This window comes from Kribbella sp. NPDC023972 (genome assembly GCF_040639075.1).
In the GTDB taxonomy this organism is placed as follows: domain Bacteria; phylum Actinomycetota; class Actinomycetes; order Propionibacteriales; family Kribbellaceae; genus Kribbella.
The window spans coordinates 1,914,162-1,935,372 of the sequence record NZ_JBEZZH010000001.1 but is presented as its reverse complement, the minus strand read 5'-3'; the positions used below and the strand labels follow the sequence as shown (position 1 = coordinate 1,935,372).

Annotated in this window: 19 protein-coding genes; 9 read left to right on the top strand and 10 right to left on the bottom strand. The window is 67.7% G+C overall.

Features of this window, described 5'->3' with window-relative positions; translation table 11 throughout:
- The first annotated feature begins 34 nt into the window (after positions 1 to 34).
- A complete protein-coding gene (locus AB0F43_RS09235) occupies positions 35 to 1,255 on the top strand; it encodes an MFS transporter (RefSeq protein ID WP_360472904.1) in 1,221 nt (406 codons plus the stop codon).
- Here AB0F43_RS09235 and AB0F43_RS09230 read toward each other — a convergent pair.
- Entirely contained in the window at positions 1,252 to 2,589 is a 1,338-nt protein-coding gene (locus tag AB0F43_RS09230) for a UDP-glucose/GDP-mannose dehydrogenase family protein (RefSeq protein WP_360472901.1), read from the bottom strand. The two genes, AB0F43_RS09235 and AB0F43_RS09230, sit on opposite strands and share 4 nt — an antisense overlap.
- A 135-nt stretch (positions 2,590 to 2,724) precedes the next feature.
- Here AB0F43_RS09230 and AB0F43_RS09225 point away from each other — a divergent pair, with 135 nt between their 5' ends.
- On the top strand, positions 2,725 to 3,888 hold the full coding sequence (locus tag AB0F43_RS09225; RefSeq protein WP_360472898.1) for an acyl-CoA dehydrogenase family protein: 1,164 nt from the start codon (positions 2,725 to 2,727) through the stop codon (positions 3,886 to 3,888).
- Between the two features lie 60 nt (positions 3,889 to 3,948).
- Here AB0F43_RS09225 and AB0F43_RS09220 read toward each other — a convergent pair whose 3' ends face one another.
- From AB0F43_RS09220 to AB0F43_RS09210, 3 genes are all read right to left on the bottom strand, one after another.
- Complete coding sequence (locus tag AB0F43_RS09220; RefSeq protein WP_360472895.1) at positions 3,949 to 4,977, bottom strand: site-specific integrase; 1,029 nt, start codon at positions 4,975 to 4,977, stop codon at positions 3,949 to 3,951.
- A gap of 281 nt (positions 4,978 to 5,258) precedes the next feature.
- The gene (locus AB0F43_RS09215; protein ID WP_360472892.1) at positions 5,259 to 8,459 is read right to left on the bottom strand and encodes a PKD domain-containing protein; all 3,201 of its coding nucleotides are present in this window, start codon (positions 8,457 to 8,459) and stop codon (positions 5,259 to 5,261) included.
- Positions 8,460 to 8,775: 316 nt separating this feature from the next.
- Positions 8,776 to 8,907, bottom strand: coding sequence for a hypothetical protein (locus AB0F43_RS09210; RefSeq protein WP_360472889.1), 132 nt, complete (start codon positions 8,905 to 8,907; stop codon positions 8,776 to 8,778).
- A gap of 673 nt (positions 8,908 to 9,580) precedes the next feature.
- Here AB0F43_RS09210 and AB0F43_RS09205 point away from each other — a divergent pair.
- On the top strand, positions 9,581 to 9,769 hold the full coding sequence (locus AB0F43_RS09205; protein WP_360472886.1) for a hypothetical protein: 189 nt from the start codon (positions 9,581 to 9,583) through the stop codon (positions 9,767 to 9,769).
- A 356-nt stretch (positions 9,770 to 10,125) separates the two neighbouring features.
- On the opposite strand, the gene AB0F43_RS09200 is transcribed toward AB0F43_RS09205, so the two are convergent.
- Positions 10,126 to 10,287: a hypothetical protein gene (locus tag AB0F43_RS09200; RefSeq protein ID WP_360472883.1), complete on the bottom strand. Its 162-nt coding sequence runs from the start codon at positions 10,285 to 10,287 to the stop codon at positions 10,126 to 10,128.
- A 242-nt stretch (positions 10,288 to 10,529) separates the two neighbouring features.
- Between AB0F43_RS09200 and AB0F43_RS09195 the strand changes: the two genes are divergently transcribed.
- Entirely contained in the window at positions 10,530 to 11,192 is a 663-nt protein-coding gene (locus AB0F43_RS09195) for a GntR family transcriptional regulator (RefSeq protein WP_360472880.1), read from the top strand.
- Positions 11,193 to 11,259: 67 nt separating this feature from the next.
- Here AB0F43_RS09195 and AB0F43_RS09190 read toward each other — a convergent pair whose 3' ends face one another.
- The 3 genes from AB0F43_RS09190 to AB0F43_RS09180 form a co-directional block, all read right to left on the bottom strand.
- Positions 11,260 to 12,072 carry a methyltransferase domain-containing protein gene (locus AB0F43_RS09190; protein WP_360472877.1) on the bottom strand — a complete coding sequence of 271 codons (813 nt, stop codon included), beginning with the start codon at positions 12,070 to 12,072 and terminating at the stop codon, positions 11,260 to 11,262.
- Between the two features lie 117 nt (positions 12,073 to 12,189).
- Entirely contained in the window at positions 12,190 to 12,903 is a 714-nt protein-coding gene (locus tag AB0F43_RS09185; protein WP_360472874.1) for a TRIC cation channel family protein, read from the bottom strand.
- A 108-nt stretch (positions 12,904 to 13,011) separates the two neighbouring features.
- Positions 13,012 to 13,719 carry an alpha/beta hydrolase gene (locus AB0F43_RS09180; protein ID WP_360472871.1) on the bottom strand — a complete coding sequence of 236 codons (708 nt, stop codon included), beginning with the start codon at positions 13,717 to 13,719 and terminating at the stop codon, positions 13,012 to 13,014.
- Between AB0F43_RS09180 and AB0F43_RS09175 the strand changes: the two genes are divergently transcribed.
- Positions 13,718 to 14,782, top strand: a complete 1,065-nt coding sequence (locus AB0F43_RS09175; RefSeq protein WP_360472869.1) for an SDR family NAD(P)-dependent oxidoreductase — start codon at positions 13,718 to 13,720, stop codon at positions 14,780 to 14,782. The two genes, AB0F43_RS09180 and AB0F43_RS09175, sit on opposite strands and share 2 nt — an antisense overlap.
- A gap of 6 nt (positions 14,783 to 14,788) precedes the next feature.
- On the opposite strand, the gene AB0F43_RS09170 is transcribed toward AB0F43_RS09175, so the two are convergent.
- Positions 14,789 to 15,235: a MarR family transcriptional regulator gene (locus tag AB0F43_RS09170; protein ID WP_360472867.1), complete on the bottom strand. Its 447-nt coding sequence runs from the start codon at positions 15,233 to 15,235 to the stop codon at positions 14,789 to 14,791.
- A 196-nt stretch (positions 15,236 to 15,431) separates the two neighbouring features.
- On the opposite strand from AB0F43_RS09170, the gene AB0F43_RS09165 reads away from it, so the two are divergent.
- Entirely contained in the window at positions 15,432 to 15,758 is a 327-nt protein-coding gene (locus tag AB0F43_RS09165) for a nuclear transport factor 2 family protein (protein WP_360472865.1), read from the top strand.
- 201 nt (positions 15,759 to 15,959) lie between these two features.
- On the opposite strand, the gene AB0F43_RS09160 is transcribed toward AB0F43_RS09165, so the two are convergent.
- Positions 15,960 to 16,481, bottom strand: coding sequence for a cupin domain-containing protein (locus tag AB0F43_RS09160; RefSeq protein WP_360472862.1), 522 nt, complete (start codon positions 16,479 to 16,481; stop codon positions 15,960 to 15,962).
- 74 nt (positions 16,482 to 16,555) lie between these two features.
- Between AB0F43_RS09160 and AB0F43_RS09155 the strand changes: the two genes are divergently transcribed.
- From AB0F43_RS09155 to AB0F43_RS09145, 3 genes are all read left to right on the top strand, one after another.
- Complete coding sequence (locus AB0F43_RS09155) at positions 16,556 to 17,161, top strand: TetR/AcrR family transcriptional regulator (RefSeq protein ID WP_360472860.1); 606 nt, start codon at positions 16,556 to 16,558, stop codon at positions 17,159 to 17,161.
- 587 nt (positions 17,162 to 17,748) lie between these two features.
- The gene (locus AB0F43_RS09150) at positions 17,749 to 20,028 is read left to right on the top strand and encodes a right-handed parallel beta-helix repeat-containing protein (RefSeq protein ID WP_360472858.1); all 2,280 of its coding nucleotides are present in this window, start codon (positions 17,749 to 17,751) and stop codon (positions 20,026 to 20,028) included.
- Between the two features lie 217 nt (positions 20,029 to 20,245).
- Entirely contained in the window at positions 20,246 to 20,998 is a 753-nt protein-coding gene (locus tag AB0F43_RS09145) for a class I SAM-dependent methyltransferase (protein ID WP_360472855.1), read from the top strand.
- Positions 20,999 to 21,211 lie beyond the last annotated feature (213 nt).

Below are 21,211 nucleotides of genomic sequence, written 5' to 3'. Positions count from 1 at the left end.
AGATCCCAACCGTTGTCGTCTAAGGTCAACGATCGTGACTCCGCCCGCTGAATCGGATACGCAGCGCATCCCGGTCCGCTACTGGATCTGGCTGTTCGGCGCCGCCGTGTCCCTGCTCGGCGACCTGACGATGATGTTCGCCATCGGATGGTCCGCCAGCCAACACGGCGGCCGGATCGCCGGCCTGGTCCTGTTGTTCGCGGCCGCGCCGCGCGCCGCCCTGCTGCTGATCGGCGGCGCGGTCGGCGACCGCTTCGGCGCACCTCGCGTCCTCCTGGCCAGCTGCCTGGCGATGTTCGCCGTGACGGCGGCGCTGGTCCCGGCCACGCTCGCGGCGGGCGAGCCGGTCTGGCTGCTGCTCGCCCTGGCCCTGACAGTCGGTGTGATCGACGCGTTCTTCCTGCCGTCGTCGCGCTCGATGCCGCGCCTGCTCGTTCCGCCGGAGCAGGTGCCGCGGGCATTGGCCAGCTTCCAGGTCACCGGTGTCGTCTTCGCCGTCACCGGCACCGCGGTCGGCGGCCTCCTGGTCAGCTGGGCCGGGCTCGCCGCCGCGGCCGGTTTCGACGCGCTCACCTTCGCTGTGATGATCGTCGTGCTGATCCTGCTGCGGAAGACGATCACCCCGCCGGGCCAGATGCCGAGCGGCATGATCCGGTCGATCGTGGCCGGGATCAAGGTCGCCTTCGGGCGTCCGCTCACCCGCGCGCTGCTGATCACGATGACGGTGGCAGCCGGGTTGCTGATGCCGCTGGACGCGTTGCTTTTCCCGTTGCTGGCCCGGGCCCACGGGTGGGACGCGGCGACCGCCGGGCTGCTGGTGGCGAGCAGGAGTCTCGGAGTGGGGGTGATAGCGCTGCGCATCCTGATGCGCGGAGCGTTCCCGCGGCCGGGTGTGTTCGCCGCACTGGGCCTGCTGGTGGCCGCGGTAGGGCTGTTCGGTCTGTCGGTCCTCGATCCGCTGCCGCTGACCTTCGCCGCCGGTGTGCTCAGCGGGATCGGCGTCGGCACCTTCACCGGTCACGTGCTGCCGCTGCTGATGAACTCGGTCGAGCGTGAGTACCAGTCACGGCTGCAGTCGGTCGTGGTCTTGTGCCAGAGCCTGGCGCTCGTGGTGATGAACCCGATCCTCGGCACTCTCGCGGACCTGCAGAGCGTGGGCATCACCGGCGTCTGTCTCGGCATCTCGTTCGCCGCGGCGCTGACGGGTCTCGTCGTACTGACCAGACCCGTCCTGCGCGCGGCGACCGTTACCTAGGGCCTGCCCGGCGCTCGGTAGGTCCAGCCCGCCGCACGCCACTTCGCGGAGTCCAGCTGCAGCCGGGCGTCGACGAGAGCGGGCGTGGCGACGACGTCCCGCAGGGTCACCGGGTCGAGCTGCCGGAACTCGGGCCACTCGGTCAGATGCAGTACGGCGTGCGCCCCCTGGCAGGCGTCGATCACCGAACCCGCGTACCGCAGTGTCGGTCGGACCTTGCGGGCGTTCTCCATCGCCTCCGGGTCGTAGACCGTGACGTTGGCGCCGTGCAGCTGGATCCGGCCGGCCACGTCCAGGGCGGGCGAGTCGCGGACGTCGTCCGTACCGGCCTTGAACGCCGCGCCGAGGACGGTGACGTTCTTGCCGACCCACTCGCCACCGAGCACCTCGTGGGTGACGTCGACGATCCGGGCCCGGCGGTGGTGGTTGATGTCGTCCACCTCGCGCAGCAGCGTGATCACCTCTTCGACCCCGAGCTCACCGGCCCGGTGCATGAACGACCGCAGATCCTTCGGCAGGCAGCCGCCGCCGTAGCCGGGGCCGGCGTTCAGCATGCCGCGGCCGATCCGCTTGTCGTACCCGAGCGCGTCGGCCAGCTGGGTGACGTCGGCGCCGGTCGCGTCGGCCAGCTCGGCGAGCGCGTTGATGAACGAGATCTTCGTGGCCAGGAAGGCGTTCGCACCGCCCTTCACCAGCTCGGCGGTGGGCCGGTTGCACACGACCACCGGCGTACCGTCGGCGATCGGGGCGGCGAACACCTCACGCAGCCGGGCTTCCGCGGTCTCCGACGCCACGCCGAACACCAGCCGGTCCGGGTGCAGGGTGTCCTCCACGCCATGCGCCTCGCGGAGGAACTCCGGCTGCCAGGCGAGCTCGACCGCCGTACCGGCCGGGGACTCGGCGTGGAACCGCTGCTCCATTATCGTCGCCGTACCGACCGGGACCGTGGACCGGCCGACCACCAGAGTCGGCTCGGTCAGCAGCGGCGCCAGCATGCTGACGACCGAGTGCACCTGGGACAGGTCCGCCGCCTCGCTGCCCTCGAGTTGCGGGGTGCCGGCGCAGATGAAGTGCACGTCGGCCCAGTCCGCGATCTGCCGGTAGTCGCTGGTGAACCGGAGCCGTCCGGACTCGGTGTGCTTCTTCAGCAGCGGGTCCAGCCCGGGCTCGTACAGCGGTGCCTTGCCGTCGTTCAGCAGCTTCAGCCGGTGCTCGTCGATCTCTACCCCGATGACGTCGAAACCGAACTCGGCCATCCCGGCGGCCGTGTTGCAGCCGAGATAGCCGGTGCCGATCACGGCGATCCGGAGCGGACGGGGCGTCGCTTCAGTCATGCCCGGGACTCTACCGACCGCGGTTATCAACCGGTGACCGGCTCATGTCCACCGGTCCTCCGCCGCGTGCGCTGTTGGTCACTTTCGGCGTACGACGGCTGTCTGGTCGCGAGGCCACGTCGTACAGTGCAACTCGTGAGTAACTCATTCGACCTGTACGCGCTGTCCGAGGAGCACCAGGCGATCCGTGAGGCCGTTCGCGACGTCTGCGACGCCAAGGTCGCCCCGCACGCGGGGGACGTGGACGAGCTGGCCGAGTTCCCGAAGGCGTCGTACGACGCGCTGAAGGCGTCCGACTTCCACGCGCCGCACATCCCGGAGCAGTACGGCGGCGCCGGGGCGGACGCGCTCGCGACCGTGATCGTGATCGAGGAGGTCGCCCGGGCCTGCGCCTCGACCTCGCTGATCCCGGCGGTGAACAAGCTCGGCTCGCTGCCGCTGCTGCTGTCCGCGTCGGACGAGGTCAAGCAGCGGTACCTGCCGCCGGTGGCCGCGGGTGACGCGATGTTCTCCTACTGCCTGTCGGAGCCCGAGGCCGGTTCGGACGCCGCCGCGATGAAGACGCGGGCGGTCGCCGACGGGGACGGGTACGTCCTGAACGGCGTGAAGCGGTGGATCACCAACGCCGGAGTGAGCGACTTCTACACGGTCTTCGCGGTGACGGATCCGGACGCGCGGTCGAAGGGGATCTCCGCCTTCGTGGTCGAGAAGGACGATGAGGGCGTCTCGTTCGGCGCGCCGGAGAAGAAGCTCGGCATCAAGGGCTCGCCGACCCGCGAGGTGTACTTCGACAACGTCCGGATCCCCGCCGCGCGGATGATCGGCGACCCGGGGACCGGCTTCACCACCGCGATGGCGACGCTCGACCACACCCGGGTGACGATCGCCGCCCAGGCGCTCGGCATCGCCCAGGGCGCGCTCGACTACGCGCTCGGGTACGTGAAGGAGCGCAAGCAGTTCGGCAAGGCGATCGCCGAGTTCCAGGGCCTGCAGTTCATGCTCGCCGACATGGGCATGAAGATCGAGGCGGCCCGCCAGCTCACGTACGCCGCCGCCGCGCGATCCGAGCGCGGTGACGCCGACCTGACCTACTTCGGCGCCGCCGCCAAGTGCTTCGCCTCCGACGTCGCGATGGCTGTCACCACCGACGCCGTTCAACTCCTCGGCGGCTACGGCTACACCCACGACTACCCGGTCGAACGCATGATGCGCGACGCCAAGATCACCCAAATCTACGAAGGCACCAACCAGGTCCAACGCATAGTCATGGCCCGCCAACTCCTCAAAGGCCTCAGCTGACGACGTTTCCGCAGGTCAGGGGCACCTTGGCCGCTCCGGCGGCCGATAGGCCGCCGGAGGTCACGCCGCAGCTGAATCGTCCCTGCTCCGTCGCTGCTCCGTCAGTCGCAGCCGGAGTCGCGCCATCCGGCGGTCGACGGCCTGGCGTGCTTTGTCGTGCGACGACGGCAACAGATGCGTGTAGAGGCGCAGTGTGAAACCTGGATCGTGGTGGCCCAGGTACTCGGCAAGTTCCTTGATGTTGACCCCGTCATGCAGTGTCACGCTGGCGTAGTGATGCCGCAGAGCGTGCATACCGGTCTTGCGGTCCGTCGTGTAGTGCCGGCGACCGCGATTGTCTCGGGTCGGAGGCGAGATGACGCCCGCCCCGGCCAACGCAGGCTTCCAGATCGTCTCTTCGTAGTTGCGGGCCCGGATCTGCTTTCCGTCGGACCAAATGAACAGCAGTCGGACGGTTCTTGGGGCGCCGTCCAGCCGTTCCCACGGCAAGGAAACCTCGGTCGTGCCGAACCGCTCGATGTGATCCTGCACCAGCTCGGCAACGTGCTCTGACATCGGGACTACTCGCTCGCGGTCGTTCTTGGGCAGCGCGAACACGAAGTGCCTACCGAGCTTCTTCACCTGGCGTCGAACCCGGATGAGCTTCTCGTCGAAGTCGAAGTCCTCCGGGGCCAGTGCAAAGATCTCGCCTTGCCGAAGCCCGGCGCCCGCTCCGATGATCGGGATCAGTTGGAACCGCTCCGGATGTGCCTCGACGATCGCGTCCACCGTTTCGTCCGACCAGACGACGATGTCGGAATCGCCGATGACGGGCCTCTTCACGATCTTCGATTTGGCCGGGTTGCGCTTCAGAATCTCGTCGGCGACCGCCAGCTCGAAACACCCGACGCCCCGAAGCGGTCGTGGCCGGTCTGTACCGCGGCCTCGAGCTCGTGATCGTCGGCCGGACAGCACCACTGAACCCAGGCCGGACAACATCTCCACCGGACGGCGCAGCAAGCCCAAGACCCCCATCACCAAGGTCGCGCCCACGGTCGTCATAGAAGTCGCCGCCGACGCGGCGATGCAGGCCGGGGCCTGGCGCCACATGCTCCGCTACGTGCGCAGAAGATCCGATCTGGCACCTGGAGACCTCGATCAGATCACCTGAGAAAAGCGCGTGTGTGTGTTCCCGAGACACGACGGATACCAAGCGACTCAAGGCCGGTATCCGGTTCACCCATCTCCGTCGGCTAGCCTGCGGCCCTGGCCCCTGCTAGGGCCGGAAACGTTGAGGCTCCGGCTCACCGGGCCCTCATGGCAATACCGCACGCCGCAGGGGCGGGCCTTGTCGGACCCGCCCCTGCAACCTGCTACTGGATTCGCTGCTGCTACTTAATTCCTTGGACCTGCACCTGTCCGGCGGCGATGCCCTGCACGGGGTCGGCATCGAGCGGCGCGCCGCTTTGGTTGTCGTAGATCAGCCCACCTGTCGGCGACCAGATCTGCACCCGCAGCAGGTCCGGTTTGCCCTTGCCGAGCTGGTCACCGTCCAGCGCGGTCACGGTGAACGCGTGGCCCGGGGCGCCGTTGACGGTGCCGATGCCCTTGTACTGTGCGCGGGCGCCGGCGACGACGAGCCACTCGTAGGCCTTGGACTCGAGTTCGAGCTCGCCGGCGGTGAACCGGAAGGACGTCGAGCCGGTCGGGACGCTCGCGCCCTTGGCGTACTTCGACACGAAGGCGAAGTGCGCGCGCCCCGCGAGCGACGGGTCGGCCTTGTAGGCGCCGGCGGGGCTGTCGAGCAGGCCGCCACCGGTGACGAAGCCGCCGCTCGGGTCATAGACGACGACGTACTGGTACGTGCTTGACGTGATACCGCCGTCGGCGTCGTCGACGGTGATGGTCACGCGGTACGTGCCGGGGACGGTGTAGGCGTGGCTCGCCCGCGCTTCACCGGTGCCGCCGTCCTCGGTGACGGTGGCCGCGCCGCGGTTGCCGTCGCCCCAGTCGACCGTAGCGGTGTGCACGTCAACCGTTCCGGTGTCGGTGAACCGGGCGCTGGCGACGACCTGCGTGCCGACCCGCTGCGGCTCGAGCGGCGCGACGACCGGCTGCACGACCGGCGCCTCGTTGCTCACGGTGACGATGACCTCGTCGCGGTCGACGGCCCCGTCGTCATCGGTCACCGTGACCGACACGTCGAAGCGGCCCTCATCCAGGTAGCGGTGGGACAGCGCGACCCGGCCGCCGGTGACCGCGAGCTCCTTCGGCGCGGTGCCGTCGCCGAAGTCGACGACCGCGGTGTGCGTGTCCTGCGTCCCCGGGTCGGTGACCGAGGCGCTGCCAGTCCATACGGTGCCCTCGGTGGAGCTGGCGTCGGCGCCGGCGTTGACCGTCGGGGCGGCGTTGGTGACCGTCACCCGGGTGCTGTCGGTGGCGTAGCCCTCCTCCTGGTCCAGGACCCGAAGGCCGACGGTCGTCGTACCGTCGTCGATGCCCACCAGTGCGGCGTCGCGGTGCCCGTCCCGCTCGATCCGGGCGATCGCCGGGTCGACGGACCAGTCGAAGCTGAGCGGGTCGCCGTCGTGGTCGATCGACTCGTGCTGCACCGTCGCGGTGCTGCCCTCGGCGACGGTGTACGGGCCGCCGGCGTCGGCGAACGCCAGCTGGTCGGGCCGCCGTGGCGTCGAGTGGTCGGTCTCGCTGCCGTAGAACGCCTCCTTCCACTCGCGCAGGATGTTGTCGGCGTACATCCTGTGACCGTGCACGTTCGGGTGGACGGTGCCCTCCTTGTTGCCCTGCCGCAGGAACGACTCCTGCAGCCGGACGAGGTAGTTGTCGTCGGCGCAGTAGCCGTGCCCGGCGAAGCGCTCGTAGATCCCGTCGACCAGCGTCCAGCCGTGGGCCTGCGTCGCTGCCTCGACATTGGCGTTGAGCTCAGGGGCGACGGTGCTCGCGATCCATTCGAACTCGTGCTGGGAGAAGCCCGGGATGGTGAGGATCCCCTTCTCCGGTCGACCGCAGGCGCTTCCGTCGGTGTCCTGGGTGGCGTCGACGTACTCGGACAGGAAGACCCGGTCGCGGTCGTCCCAGGCCAGCAGCTTGCCGTCGCTGCCCTCTACGCCGGAGACGGCGCGGGCGAGGTCGCGGAACAGCGTGACGTGGCCCTTGTACATCTGGTCGCCGACGACGCCGTCGCGCCCCTCCTTCCACAGCTGTGCCGCGCTCTTGAACACGTCGTTGCCCTCCTCGTCGACGTCGGGCAGCAGGTCGAAGAACAGGTGGCAGAAGTAGCCGGGAACGGTGAACCGCCAGATCTGGTCGCCGCACGTCTTGTCGCGCTCGGCCTCGTTGTCCGAGATCCAGTTCTCCTGGTAGCAGGGGTTCTGCATCATGCAGGCGACGACGATGTCGGCGAAATGCGCGTCGTTGCCGCCGATGGAGACGTAGACCGCGTCGACCTCGCGATCGCCGACGATCTCCTTCGCCCGGTCGACCTGCGGCGTGATGCACGCGCCGGGCGGAGGCCCGGGGTCGAGCGGCCCGGTGCGCTCGTTGCACCATTCGTTGCTGTCGGTCCCGGCCTTTTCCACGCCGGTGTAGCGACCCAGTAGGCCGTAGACGATGCTCGCGCCGCTGCAGGCCAGGTGCACGAAGGTCACCGACGTGCGCGGGTCGTCCTGCTCGAGACGCTTGGCGGCCTGCGCTGACCCGGCGTAGGCCGACCGGTGACACCGCTTGTCCTGCCAGGTGGCGGCGTGCTTGCCGGCGAAGGTCTCGACGACCTGGTGGGCCGCCTCGGCGGCCTGCCGAACCTTGGTAACGAAGGCGGCGACGGCGTTGGCGACGTCGGTCAGCGTCTCCTGCACCACTGTGATCCCGAGCTTGATCGCCTCCTCGATGGTCGTGCGTGTGCGGTCGGAGATGTAGCCGAGCGCCTTGGCACATTCGACCGCGTCCCAGTCGGCCTTGCCGGGAAGGCAGTGAGCGTCGTACTGGTTGACGTAGTGCTGCCACAGCTCCATCTGCCGGCGCAGCGGCGCGAGCTCGGTCTCGATCGTGGCGACCCGGCGGATCTTGTTGTCGAAGTCGCGCCAGGCCGCGAGGAACTCCTGATACTCGTCCTGCGGGATCTCGACGTCCGGCACGCCCTCGCCGGAGCCGTAGGAGTCGCCGAGGCTGACGATCAGCCAGTCCTGGACGACGACCGGGACGGTCTGGGTGGTGCTGACGCCGTCCTTGGTCGCGGTGAGAGCGACGCGGTACGTGCCCTCGACCGGTACCTCGAGGTCAAATTCGTCGCACTCCTCGCCGCCCTGCGTGACGGTGAGCGGGTGTGCCGGGTCGGGCTGGTCGACGACGCGCCAGCTGAGCGCGGCGCCATCGGTGCTGGCGCAGGCGTCGAGGTCGACATGCCAGCTGCTGGGGTTGACCTGCACCGGGCCCGGGTGGTCGGTGGTGCCGGCGACGTAGTCGGTGAGACCGTCGCCGTTCTCGTCGAGACCGAAGCGGTCCGGCATGGTGTAGCCGAAGGACGCGAGCGGGCCCTCGGCGGCAGAGGCCATCGGGACGCCCAGTAATGACGTCACGAAAACGAGGGTGAGCAGTGGGATGGCCGCTTGTCGGAGGCGGCCGACTAGTCCTGGCAACGGGGACTCCTGAGATCGGGCGGGAGGTCCCCGCCGGCTGCCCCTTATCCCACCGGCGCCGGTGCGCCCGGACCACGGCCAGCACCCGCACACTCCCCGCACAGTTCCCGCACGCTCAGTTCCGGTACGTGTCCGGCACCGGCTGCCGCGGTGCCGTACGACGGGTCGCCACCCGTGCGGCGACGGACCTCTCAGCTGCTGTGTCGCGCCCGCAAACCGGGTGCGTGATCCACAAGGCGCCACCCAGCGGGATGGCCTACGTCAGGTCGCGCCAAATCGCCTCTCCGCCAAACTCCATACGGATCGCATTGATCAGTTGACGTCGCTTACGGTGGACCTCGGCCTGAGTACCGCCACGATCCTGAGCCAGCCACTCGATCAGGTCCAAGTACACAGCCTGTCTTTGTTGCCAATTGCGAGCTTTGTCGATGTTCGAAGTCGTCTGCACGGATGTCCGAACTCGCCTGCACATGGCTCAGTCCGGAGCCGACCGACTGCCCCGGCGACCCCGCCCGCGCCGTGCCCGCCCACGGCGAATTCACCCCTGGCCACTCGGAGGACGACGACGTGACCCCGGCCCAGATGCAGGAACTGAAGAACTTCATCGAGGCCCGGACGCAGGCCTACGCGCTCTGGGTGCACAAGCAGCTGCGCCAGGATCTGTCCGCGGTGGTGAAGGCGTACGCGCTCGACATCAAGAACTACGGACGCCAGACCGACGCCGCCCGCGCGGCCGCCGCGGTCTGGGCCACCGCCCCGAAGAGCCTGCAGACCGACACCGCACCGGAGCCCCCGGGCGGCCCCCCACCCCACGACCGACCCCGAACCGGACCTCTCCGACCCGGAGGCGTTCCCTCCGGCCCCGATGGAAGAGCCCGCCTCCGACGCAGAGAAACCCAGTTAGCCTCGATCGTCCAGCTGGTTTGGGTGCGGATGGTCTTGGGGCCTTGGACCCCAACGACGGCCTTCAACAGGTGGTACCAGGTGCCTGGACACCAGTTCCTGTTCAAGGCCACCACAACCGGCGCGTCTTGTCCGGGGTGTGTGGTTGGGGTATCCGGGTGGAGCTCGGGGAGTTGGCGGAGCGGTTGGAGAAGATCTCGGCTCGCTACGAGGAGCGGGTCGGGTTCGCGCGGAATGCCGACTGGTTCCTGCTGAAGTTGCAGGAGGAGGTGGGCGAGCTCACACAGGCGTATCTCCAGCACACCGGACGCGGCCGGTCCAAGGGCGTCGGCGGAACAGATCCGTGACGCGTTCCACCAGGAATTCGCCGACCCACTCTGCCAACTGCTCCTGTTCGCGAAGCAGCAAGACGTCGATCTCCCGGCGAGATCGAAAGCAAGTGGTTGGTCTACGAGACGTGACGCGGCGCGGTCAGCACCGCAGGCGGTCAGGAATGCCTCGGCCACTGGCCAGGTCGGCAGAGTGTGTCCTTTGGCGGCCCGAACATGTGCGGATGGGAGTAGTGGGTCGCGTCGGCGATCTGCCGAAAACGTGAGGCCGGCGCGGTTCTTTTCTTCCTGCAGCCGCACGCCGAAATCGCCGACCGGGTCGAGCGCGGTCGCCACCCACCGCCTGCGCTCCTCGTCCAGCTGCGGGATCACCGTCACGACGCCGCCGCCGGCCGGACGAGCATAAGGCGCCGTCCCGCCTCGACTGCGGCCGCGGTCAACGCCGAGAGCAGGGCGATGATGGTCGCGACGTCGTAGCCGCGATCCAGCAGCACGACCCCGGCGTACAGCGAGCTCAGATAGATCACGATCACCACGACGACGAGGCCGACCGAGGGGCGTCGACGGCCATCAGGGTTGTTTGCCGGGCGCTGCGCATGTTGGCCGCCCGCTCGCTGCCAGAGCCTGACGTACTAGCTGCGGTGAACTCCGTTCCCGCACCGGGAGGTCCCGAGCGGCTGCTGTGACGCGGTCTCGGATATGCAATATACACTCGCGACGTGAGACAAGAGCCGCTCACGGTTTCGTAAATGAGGGGCTGTGTGTGCAATATATTGCCATGCCGATTCCCCAGGGCAGTCCTGGCGTAGACCGCACCCTTCTGCGCGACGACGTCTACCGTCGCCTCCGCGACGCCATCGTCGACGGAACGTTCCGGCCGGGAGAGCAACTCAAGGACGGTGAGCTCGCCGAATGGCTGGGGGTGAGCCGGACCCCGGTGCGCGAAGCGCTGCTGCGCCTTGGGGCGAGTGGACTGGTGGTGGCGCTGCCGGGTCGATCCACGACGGTCAGCGCCATCGACATCCAGGTGGTGCGGGACGCGAAGGACGTCGTCGCCGCGATGCACGAGTTGGCGGTACGACAGGTGACGGGGCGGATCAGCGCGCACGACGTGGACCGGATGCGAGACGCGAACCGCCGGTTTGCCGCGGCGGTGGCGTCAGGCGATGTGAGTGCGGCACTGGATGTGGACGAGGAACTGCACCGGATCCCGGTCGCCGCACTCGGCAATCAGGCACTCGAAGCGGTGATCGAACGCTTCGACCCACTGATCCGCCGCGCGGAGCGATTGCGCTTCGGCGTCGACGGCCGGGTGTCGGTCAGTCGGCACGAGCAGCTGATCGATCTCATCGAGGCCGGCGACGCGGAAGGCGCCGCATCGGTGGCGTTCGACATCTGGCACAGCCTCGCGGTCGACGAGAACGCCGAAACCGAGGCCTGACCTAGTTGTCGACGGCATAGCCGCCTTCTCCGCCGTACTCCGCCCTGCCGTCGTCCACTGGCCGGGCTCACGCCACGGAACGGCGGGCGGTGACGATCGCGTACTCGTTGGAGACCTGGAACGCCGCTGAATCTTCGTTGACGTCCCGTACTGCGGCCAGCAGGCGGCGGTGGAGTTCCGCCTGCAGCTCTTCGCCGTCCGACCGCGACGCCAGCGCCTGAGCCCCGCTCACGGCCATCGGATGCTGCGCGGACTCCTCCAAATACTCCTCGGGCGACGTTGCCTTGAGCTGTAGCGAATGCCGCTCCAGCTCGACCGAGAACCCGTGAGCGGCGAAGGCCTCCTGCAACGCTGCTTCGTCGTGCCAGGCGAGCGGGGTGGCCGCTCCGGGATCCGGCGACTCGCCGCCGCCGAACACCTCGGCCATGAACTGGCCGGCTGTCCGGTTGATCGCCGTCATCGATCCACCCGGGATCCAGGAGGTCAGCCGGATCAGTCCATCCGCTGCGGTCGCCCGCGTCATCTCCGCGATCGCCGCTTCGGCATCCGGCGCGAAGATCACCGCGAAGACCGACAGCAACAAGTCCGCCGTACCGTCCCCGACCGGGATCGACGCGGCGTCACCGGCGGCGAACTCGACCTGCAGCCCACGCTCGGCGGCTCGCTTGCGGGCCACCTCGAGCAGTCGCGCGGCCGGATCGATGCCGGTGACAACGGCCCCGCGCTCGGCCGCGAGAAGAGCGGCGTTCCCGGTACCGCAGCCCAGGTCGATGATGTGCTTACCGACGAGCGGCTCGGACATCGTCACGACCCGCTCGGAGATCGGCAGCAGCAACTTCCCCGTCGGTTCGTAGTGCCCGAGACTCCAGTCGAGCTCCACCAGTCACTCCCTCTTCCGCGATGAACAAGTTGCTTGGGCCGCTGCCATGGTCGATGACGCCGATCTCGAACCGAGAGCCTCCCGCCGGCCGCCGGCCGCCGGATTGCATCACCGTCATCATGTTGATCGTTGCTGCGAGGTACGGCGTGCCGTCGGCCGGGAGGCCTGGCTCCGTCGGAACCGGCCTCGCCAGCGGCGTACCGCGAACTGTTCCGGGAAGGTCCAGTCGAAGCGGACGGCGGTCAGGCGCATGAGTGTGGTCAGCACCACGCAGACCGATCCTGCGATCGGGATGGGTGTACCGAGTTCGGCGAGGAGGATGAGCGCTCCGGTGCCGGCGCCGGCCGCGACGGCGTACAGGGTGCCCACGTGCAGGAAAGAGAAAGACAGGCCCAGCATCACGTCGCGCAGCATCCCGCCGCCGATGGCTCCGATGACGCCGACCACCAAAGCCCCGGCCACGTCGACGCCGAGGGACAGCGCCTTCGAGGCGCCGATGGCTCCGAACAGGCCCATCACGACGGCGTCGAGGAGCACGGTGATGAGCCAGTCCCCTCGTGCGAGCACCGGTTGCAGCACCATGCCGAGGATCGCCGTCGCACCGGCCACGGTCAGGTACCAGTTGCTCCAGATCACGACCGGCGGTTGATTGAGCACGAGGTCGCGGAGCAGGCTTCCTCCGAGCGAGACGGCGAGTCCGATCACGATGACGCCGAGCACGTCGATGCGGCGAGACCGGACGCCTGCGGCGAAGAGTGCCCCTTGGAGGCCGCCGAGTCCGGCGGCCAGGAGTTCGATCCAGAGTGTCACCTGGAACGGGGTGATCGACATGCGGTCCTCCGGAGCGAAAGGGGCCGGCGCGCGCGATCTGCGCGGGCCGGCCCCTTGGTCGAGAAGCGATCAGTGACCCACGGATCGGCGGGGATAATGATCAGCGGTTCACTGATGGGCGTTCGCGGCGTTCTTCGCGGCGTCGTCGATGGTGTCGGCGACGACCCCGGCCTGTGTCGTGAAGAGGGCGTGGCTGGCGGACACGTTGGTGATCTTGGCGCCGCTGCGGGTCGCCATGTGCTGCAGCATGGCCTGGTCGAAGGCCTTGTCCTCCGTGGCGATGACGGCCCAGGTGGGTTTGTCGCGCCAGGCGGCGTTCTTCACCGCCGTACCGAAGACCGACATGTTGATCGGGACCTGCGAGTCCCGCAGGAAGGCGGCGTCCGCGTCGCTCGCGTCGTGGGCGAACCCGGCCTTGAACTTGTCGTGGTTGAGGAAGCCGTAGCCGTCCTCACCGACGTCGATCACGAAGTCCGGCGTCGCCGCGAAGCCCTCGTACTGCTGGCTCGTGGTCTCGCCGGCGTCGGGTGCCAGGGCGGAGACGTAGACCAGACCGGCCACGTTCGGGTGGACTCCGGCCTCGGTGATCACCGTGCCGCCCCAGGAGTGGCCGACGAGGATCGTCGGACCGTCCTGCCGGTCCAGGACCCGGTTGGTCGCTGCGACGTCGTCCTCCAGTGAGATGAGCGGGTTCTGCACGACCGTCACCCGGTAGCCGCGCGCCGTCAGATTCTCGTACACGCCCCGCCAGCCCGAGCCGTCGGCGAACGCGCCGTGCACGAGTACGACGTTCCTGATCTGCAGGTCGGTGCTCATGATCTGGTTCCTCTCCTCCCGCACCGGGAGCCCCCGAGCGGAGTCTGCGAGCCCGGCGGTCGCCAGCTCTGATGTCCAATATATTGCATGCACAACGCAGTCACAAGCCTCTGTCGAGATAGCTAGCGGCGACGGATTTCGATCGAAATATAGTGTCGATCAGGACATGTTACTGTGTCCAAGAGGACAGTTTTTGACCAACTGGATCAACCCGAAGAGGAGTGACATGAGGACTTGGTTCATCACCGGCGGGACCCCTGGCGGCTTTGGGTTGGTGTTCGCTGACGCTGTGCTGGCCCGGGGCGACCGGGTGGCGATCACCTCGAGGCGTCCTGCGGAGTTGGCCGACTGGGCTGCTCCGCACGGCGAGAGCGTCCTTGTGGTCGAGGTCGATGTGACCGATGCCGGTCAGGTGCGAGCTGGGGTTGCCGCCGCCGAGAAACAGTTCGGTGGGATCGAGGTGGTCGTGAACAACGCCGGCCGGGGCTGGTATGGGTCGATCGAGGGGATGCGGCCCGAGGACGTGCGGCGAGTGATGGAGCTGAACTTCTTCGCCGTGCTGGAGGTGACCCGAGCGGTCCTGCCGGGAATGCGAGCCCGGGGTTCTGGCTGGGTCGTGAACATGTCTTCGGTGGCGGGCCTGCGGGGGATTGAGGGCTTCGGGTACTACTCGGCGGCGAAGTTCGCAGTTGAAGCAGTCACTGACGTACTGCGCGCGGAGGTTGCCGAGTTCGGCATCAAGGTGCTGGCCGTCGAGCCGGGCGCCTTCCGCACCCGGGCGTACTCGAATTTTGCCGACGAGCCACTGCGGGAGACCGTGGACGCCTACCTGCCGCAGTTGGACGTCATCCGCAAAGCCATGATCGACCAAAACGGTCACCAGCCTGGCGATCCGGAGCGTGGCGTCCAGGCCGTGCTTCAGGCAATGGACCTGGAATCTCCGCCGCGCCGCCTGGTGCTCGGTAGCGGCGGATTCGATGCCGCCGTCAACACCCTGGAGTCGAACCTCGCCGACATCCGCGCCAGTGAAGCCCTCTCACGCAGCGCCGATTTCCCTAGCTGAATCCGGTCAGCGTGGGTGGGCGAGGCCCTCGCGTCGCATGACCTCAGCGGCCGCGATCGCGTCGGCGGTGAAGCGTTTCGTCAGCTCGGTGTACCGGGCGATGTCGCGCGGCGACCAGGTAGCGAGCACCTGGGCGATCATGGCGTCGCCGAGGTCATAGATGTGACGCGCGGCCGCCTGCCCCTCGGATGTCAGCGTGATCAAGGTCGAGCGGGTGTCCTCGAGATCGGGACTACGCTCGACAAATCCCGCCGCCTCAAGGCGCTTGAGGATCTTGCTGATGTTCGAAGGACCAGTTCCCATGGCCTGGGCAAGATCGCTCGGCCGCATCGGCTGACCGGCCGCCAGATGCCGAAGTGCCGAGTGCGCCGGCTGATCGATCGGCTCACCGCTCGAGGTGAGAATCTCGCTCTGTAGGCCAGGTGACTCCCACAACAGGATCAGCGCGCTCAAGCTCGCCAGCAACTCCGACCGATACGGGAAATCACCCGCCTCGCGCAGTCTCCGCGACGACGAATCGACAGGTGCAACCATCCCCGCAGCCTACCGAACTTTCTCGCTCAGTGCGGGAATTTCCTGTCCTATGCGACACGTTATTCTGTCTAGAAGGACATAAAACTCAGAGAAAGTTCCCCAGGAAGGCAACATCATGAGTGCAACCATCACTGAATCCCTGGTCACCTCGTTCGTCGAGGCGACCAACACCCACGAAGCCGAAGCACTGACCGGCCTCTTCGGACCGGAATCGGTGGTGATCGACGACAGCACCGAGTACCGCGGCGCCACGCAGATCGCCCAGTGGATCCAGGACCACCAGATCGCCCCGAAGATCACGCTGACCGTCGTCGACTACGACCCATCGGGCCCGACGCTGACCGCCAACGCGAACGGAGACTTCCCCGGCGGCCCACTGCCGTTCTCCTTCCGTTTCACCCTGACCGACGTCATCGAGCGGCTAGAGGTCACCCCCGCCTGATGGAATCGGTCGCCACGCCCACCCGAGTTCTTCGCTGAGGCGCTCGATGGTGGCCTGTAGGTCCTGGATGTGGTGTTGGTTCGCGTCCAGGACCGACTCGGCCTAGTACTACAGCCGTAGATCGTGATCGCGTTCCTGTCGAGCAGGTAGTCCATCGCGAACGGGTGTAGGCCGCCTGGCTTACATCCAGGCGGCCCCGGACTAAGGCGTCGGCATGGAGAGCTGGTAGCGCTCGATGACGTCCGCGAACCATTCGGGCTCCGCGATTGGGACCTCGTAGCGGTTCGCGAGCTCGACGATCTTCGACATCTCTGCTTCGCCGCGCTCGGTCAGGCCGACGACCGTCCGGAAGAGCTCTTCGAGTCCGGCAGGCGAGATGATCTCGATCATGCGCGCCGGCGTCAGCCCGGCGTTCCACATCGCGTGGACCTCGCCGCGCGGCTTCACGATGTATCCGCCCGGACCGAGCACGATCTCCTTGTCCTCGGACCGGAAGCCGATCTCGCCCTCGAGCACGATGGAGATCTCATCCTCGCGGTGGTGGACGTGGGGCGGGACGAGTCCGCCGACCTCGAAGGGGTGTTCGACGACGGCGAGGGCTCCACCGGAGTCGACACCGTCGATCTTGAAGATCACCCCGACGCCGGGCATCAATCCGCCGCGCTGACCTTCACCGGGCTGGACAACCTTGACGGTCGTGGCCGCTGCAGTCCTTGCACTCATGCCGCACCTCCATTTGGCTGACACTTGTGTACAATGAAGCAGCGGCAAGGCGCCCTGTCAAGATTGGCTAACATATGTGTTCAGCGAACATCGCGTCGCCACGCCCCTACCGGAAGGCGAAGCGTGCGCTCACCGAAGCCGAGACCCGGCAACGAATCGTTGAAGCGACGGTCGAGCTCCACCAAACGGTCGGCCCCGCGAAGACGACCATCAAGGCCATCGCCGAGCGCGCGGGCGTGCAGCGCGCCACGGTGTACAACCACTTCCCCGATCTCCAGATGCTCTTCGAGGCGTGCAACGCCCACTACTACGAGCGGCACCCCATGCCCGACCCGACGTCGTGGGTCGGCATCGCCTCACCCAACGAGCGCTTTCGCGTCGCGGTGCGCGAACTTTATCGGTGGTACGAGGAAACGGAGGCGATGCTCTCGGCAGGCATCCGCGATATCGATGCTGTCCCGCCGGCGGCCCGCGAGGCGTTCTTCGGATACTTCCGCCACGTCGCTCGTTCACTGATGACGGGACGCCGCGAGCGAGGTCGTGTGCGCGTGCGCACGGCGGCAGCCCTCGGCCACGCGATCTCGTTCGTGACCTGGCACTCGCTCGTCCGGGAGGGATCGCTCACGAGCGAAGAGGCTGCCGATCTCATGGAGGCGATGGTCGGCGCGGCGGCGAGATGACGGCTTCGTGTGAGCGAGTGTCGTGACGATGGGCACAAGCACGGGTTCTGAGAATTGCCCTGGCCCATGCAATGCGCCTGGGCCGCCTAGTACTACAGCCGTGGATCGTTGCCTTGGCTGATTCGCTTTCCTGGTAAGGGATCTGGGATCGGCGTGGCTGTGTGACGCGAGGCGGCCACCCTTCGATCATGCAGTGCTTGTGAGAACAACTGAAGATTCGGCGGTGGCCGCTGCGCTTAGCGTAGAGGCTCGCCGTGCTGTCGAGCCAACAGCAGACGGCTGGCAGGTCACGCTCCCTCATCACCAGCGCGCGGGCGGGACACTCGAGTTTCGGGAGCCTACGCAGCCGCTGCGAGGGAACCTCCGCGATCGAGCAGTGTGGCTCGTTGACCGCGCAGTGGGATCACCGGGCGTGCGTGGCGGCGAACGCGGTCGCCGAGCCGCCCACGAAGGAGGCTTTGGTCCGGCAACCGGTGCCCGCTGAGCTGCGGCGTGACGAAGAACTCCTGAGACTTCTGGCCTAGTCACCCCTTGTCAGCCACCCGCGGGCTCGGCATTCTGGTGCCTTCGATTCCTTGGGGGGATACATGTCCAGAATCACTGCGTCCTGCCTGCGCGCCGCCGCGCTGGCCGGACTGCTCGGGTCCGGCCTGGTCGCGGTCGTCGCGCCGGCCGCCTCGGCCGCCACCATCACCGTCACCACGACGGCCGACACGGTCGACGGGGGTGATGGGCAGACCTCACTGCGCGAGGCGTTCGCGACCGCCGGCTCGAACGGCGTCGACGACATCATCGCGCTCGGTGCCGCGCAGACCTATCCGCTGACCACCTGCACCGGTCCGCTGACCCATGCCGAGGGCCACGAACTCGTTGTCCAGGGCAACGGTTCGACGATCGACCAGAGCTGCGACGCGGTCGGCATCATCGACAGTACAGACCACGCCGGCCGGCTCGTACTGCAGAACCTGATCATCGACGGCGGTCCGAACACCGCGGCGACCGCGCTGGAGGGTGCCGCCGTTCGCTCGGACAGCGAGTTGCTGCTGGCGAACGTCGAGGTCCGCAACGTCCTGTCGCCGAACGGTTCGGTCGTCTGGTCCAGCTTCGACCACGGCACCACGCCGTACCGGCTGACCTTGAACGGCGGCAACCTGCACCACAACACCGGCAGCGTCGTCAGCTGTGACAACTGCTCGGCGAAGCTGGACGGCACGACGATCTCGGACAACACCGGCTCCGGCATCTCGCTGGTCGACGGCTACCCGTTGCAGATCGACAACTCGACCATCTCGAACAACACCCGCGCCGGGATCAGCAACACCGGCCAGGGCTTCCCGGCCAACAAGATGTCGGTGAACTTCAGCCAGATCCAGGACAACGGCCGGGTCGGTATCCGCTGCGGCAACTGCGGCGGGCTGACCATGTACTCCAGCGGGGTCACCGGCAACGGGCTCACCGCGCCCGACGCGCTCGGTGGCATCTCCTTCTCGATGTCGCAGCGCAGCGGGACGCCGGTCTCGTCCATCAGCATCGGCCTGTCCACGATCAGCGGCAACAAGACCACCACGACCGGTGGCGGCCTGAACGTTCCGCCGGTCCTGGTCGAGGACGGCGGCAACACCGCGACGACGTACCTGGACCGGACCGCGATCGACAACAACATCTCCGCCGGTGACGGCGGCGGAGTCTCGGTCGGGGTCGGCAACCTCGCCATCTACAAGGGCAGCCTGATCGGCAACACGGCCGGCCAGCGCGGCGGCGGTCTGGCGTACGTGACGCCTGATCCGCCCACCGCGGTGTCGGTAAGCTCGACCGAGATCCTGAACAACACCGCCGGTACCGACGGCGGTGGGATCTTCACCGCGAGCCAAGGCGCGGTCAGCGGCTTCCAGCCGATCATCGCCGGCAACACCGCGACCGGGAACGGCGGCGGCGTCAAGATCGGCTTCGCCTACCAGGCCGACTTCGACGGTGCCAAGATCCACGACAACACGGCGGCCAACGGTGCCGGACTGGATCTGGCCGTCGAGTCGATCACCTTCGACAAGTCGACGATCAACGACAACACCGTCGTACCGGCGAGTGGTACCGGTGGTGGCGCGCGCATCTCGGGGCTCGGGGCCAGCTTCCTGAACTCCACCATCAACGGCAACACCGCGGCGGTCGGCGGTGGACTCAACATCACCGGGGCCATCCACGTCAAGCTCACCCACGTGACGATGGCCGACGACACCGCGACCACCGGCGCGCACATCGCCGCGGTCCCGGCGGCCACGGTCCACTTCAACCGCAGCGCCCTGGTCCTGCCGCTCACCGGTACTGCGTGCGCGGGCGTGGGCGGCGCGTTCAACTCCGTCTCGGGGGGTTTCTCCGTACTACGGGACGCCACCTGCGGCTCGATCGCGTCGGACCTGGTGACGGCCGCTGACCCGCAGCTCGGCCCGCTGACGAACGGCTACCCGTCCGGGCGGTTGCCCGCAGCAACCAGCCCGCTCGGTGGCCGGGTGCCGGTGGCGAGCTGCACGACCCCGGACGACCAGCGGTTGCAGGCCCGGCCACTCGGCGCGAACTGTGACGCCGGCTCGGTCGAGTTCGTCGAGACGGTCGCGCCGGCCGATCCGGACCAGGCGCTGAAGGACCTGATCGCCGAGGTCAAGGCGCTGAACCTGTACAAGCCGCTGGAGAAGTCGCTGGTGCTCAAGCTCGAGCTGGCCCGGGTCGCGATCAAGGGGAACCACAAGCCGGCGGCGAAGGTGCTGCTGAACGCCTTCATCATCGAGGTGAAGTCCCAGTCCGGCAAGAAGATCCCGGCCGCGGCGGCGACCCAGTTGGTGGCCAAGGCCACCGCGATCAGAAACTCCCTGTAACCGTGACCGGCCGGCCCTCCTCGGAGGGCCGGCCGGGGTGGTCAGAAGCGGTCGCCGGGGTCTGGGGTGCCTGGGCGGTTCGGCGCCGGGACAGGCAAGGCAACGCGGCTGTTCGCGCAGGCAGGGAGCGCCACCGGCAGACACGCCGGCGGCGCACGCTTGAGTCAGCAGGCCATCACGGCTAACTGCGGGTGAGTCGGAAAGGAGGAGGTGCCTGATGAGTGACGCGTTCTACTCGCACGCGAGGCTGTACGACCTGATGTTCCCGGGCGGCGATCCCGCAGTCGACTTCTACCGAGCCGGCGTCAATCGGCAGGGCGGGCGCGTATTGGAACTGGGGTGCGGCACCGGGCACAAGCTGATCCCCATCGCGTCCGACGGGCATCCGTGCGTCGGCATGGACTTCTCGTCAGACATGCTGGCTGAGGCTCAGCGTAAGGCGAACGAGCGCGGTGTAGCGGTGGAATGGATGCAGGGCGACATGCGGGCCTTCGATCTGGGCCGCACATTCGACTTCGTGTTCATCACAGCCAATTCTCTATTGCATCTGCATGAGGCTGAGGATCTGGTGAGCTGCTTCCGGTCGGTTCGGAGACACCTGGCACCTGGAGCACGGTTCGTCTTCGATGTATTCAACCCGAGCGTGCGCCTACTTGCCGAAGCCGATGGCGTGCGGCGCACCCGGGAGTCGTTGTCGTTCATGGATCCTGACCGTGGCAACGTGAGCGTCGATGTCGCTGAGATCTACGATGCGCCCGCGCAAGTCACCCGCGGGACGTGGTACCTCTCGACTGACTCCGAGCCCGACTTCGTCGTCGCACCGCTCGAAATCAGGAGCATCTTCCCGCAGGAGCTGCCGCTGCTCCTCTCGCTCGGCGGCCTTCGGCTCGTCGAGCGCTTCGGCGACTGGTCCGGCCGACCATTTGCCGTGGATTCGACGCTTCAACTGTGCATCTGCGAGTCCGCTTGAGCTGTCCCGTCCGGGGCCTGTGGTCCGGCTCATCCGTTGCGGGGTGGGCAGATTGTTATGTAAGACTTTTGGCCGGGCCCGTAACGCCCGCCGGTGGGGTCGCGATGAGCGGTGGGGGCCGCTGCTGCGGTCCGTTCCCGCCCTGCCGAATCCCTGGGAGTCAGCGTTGTCCCGTCCTGCCCGTTTGCTGCGTCTGGTCGTGCCCGCGGCCCT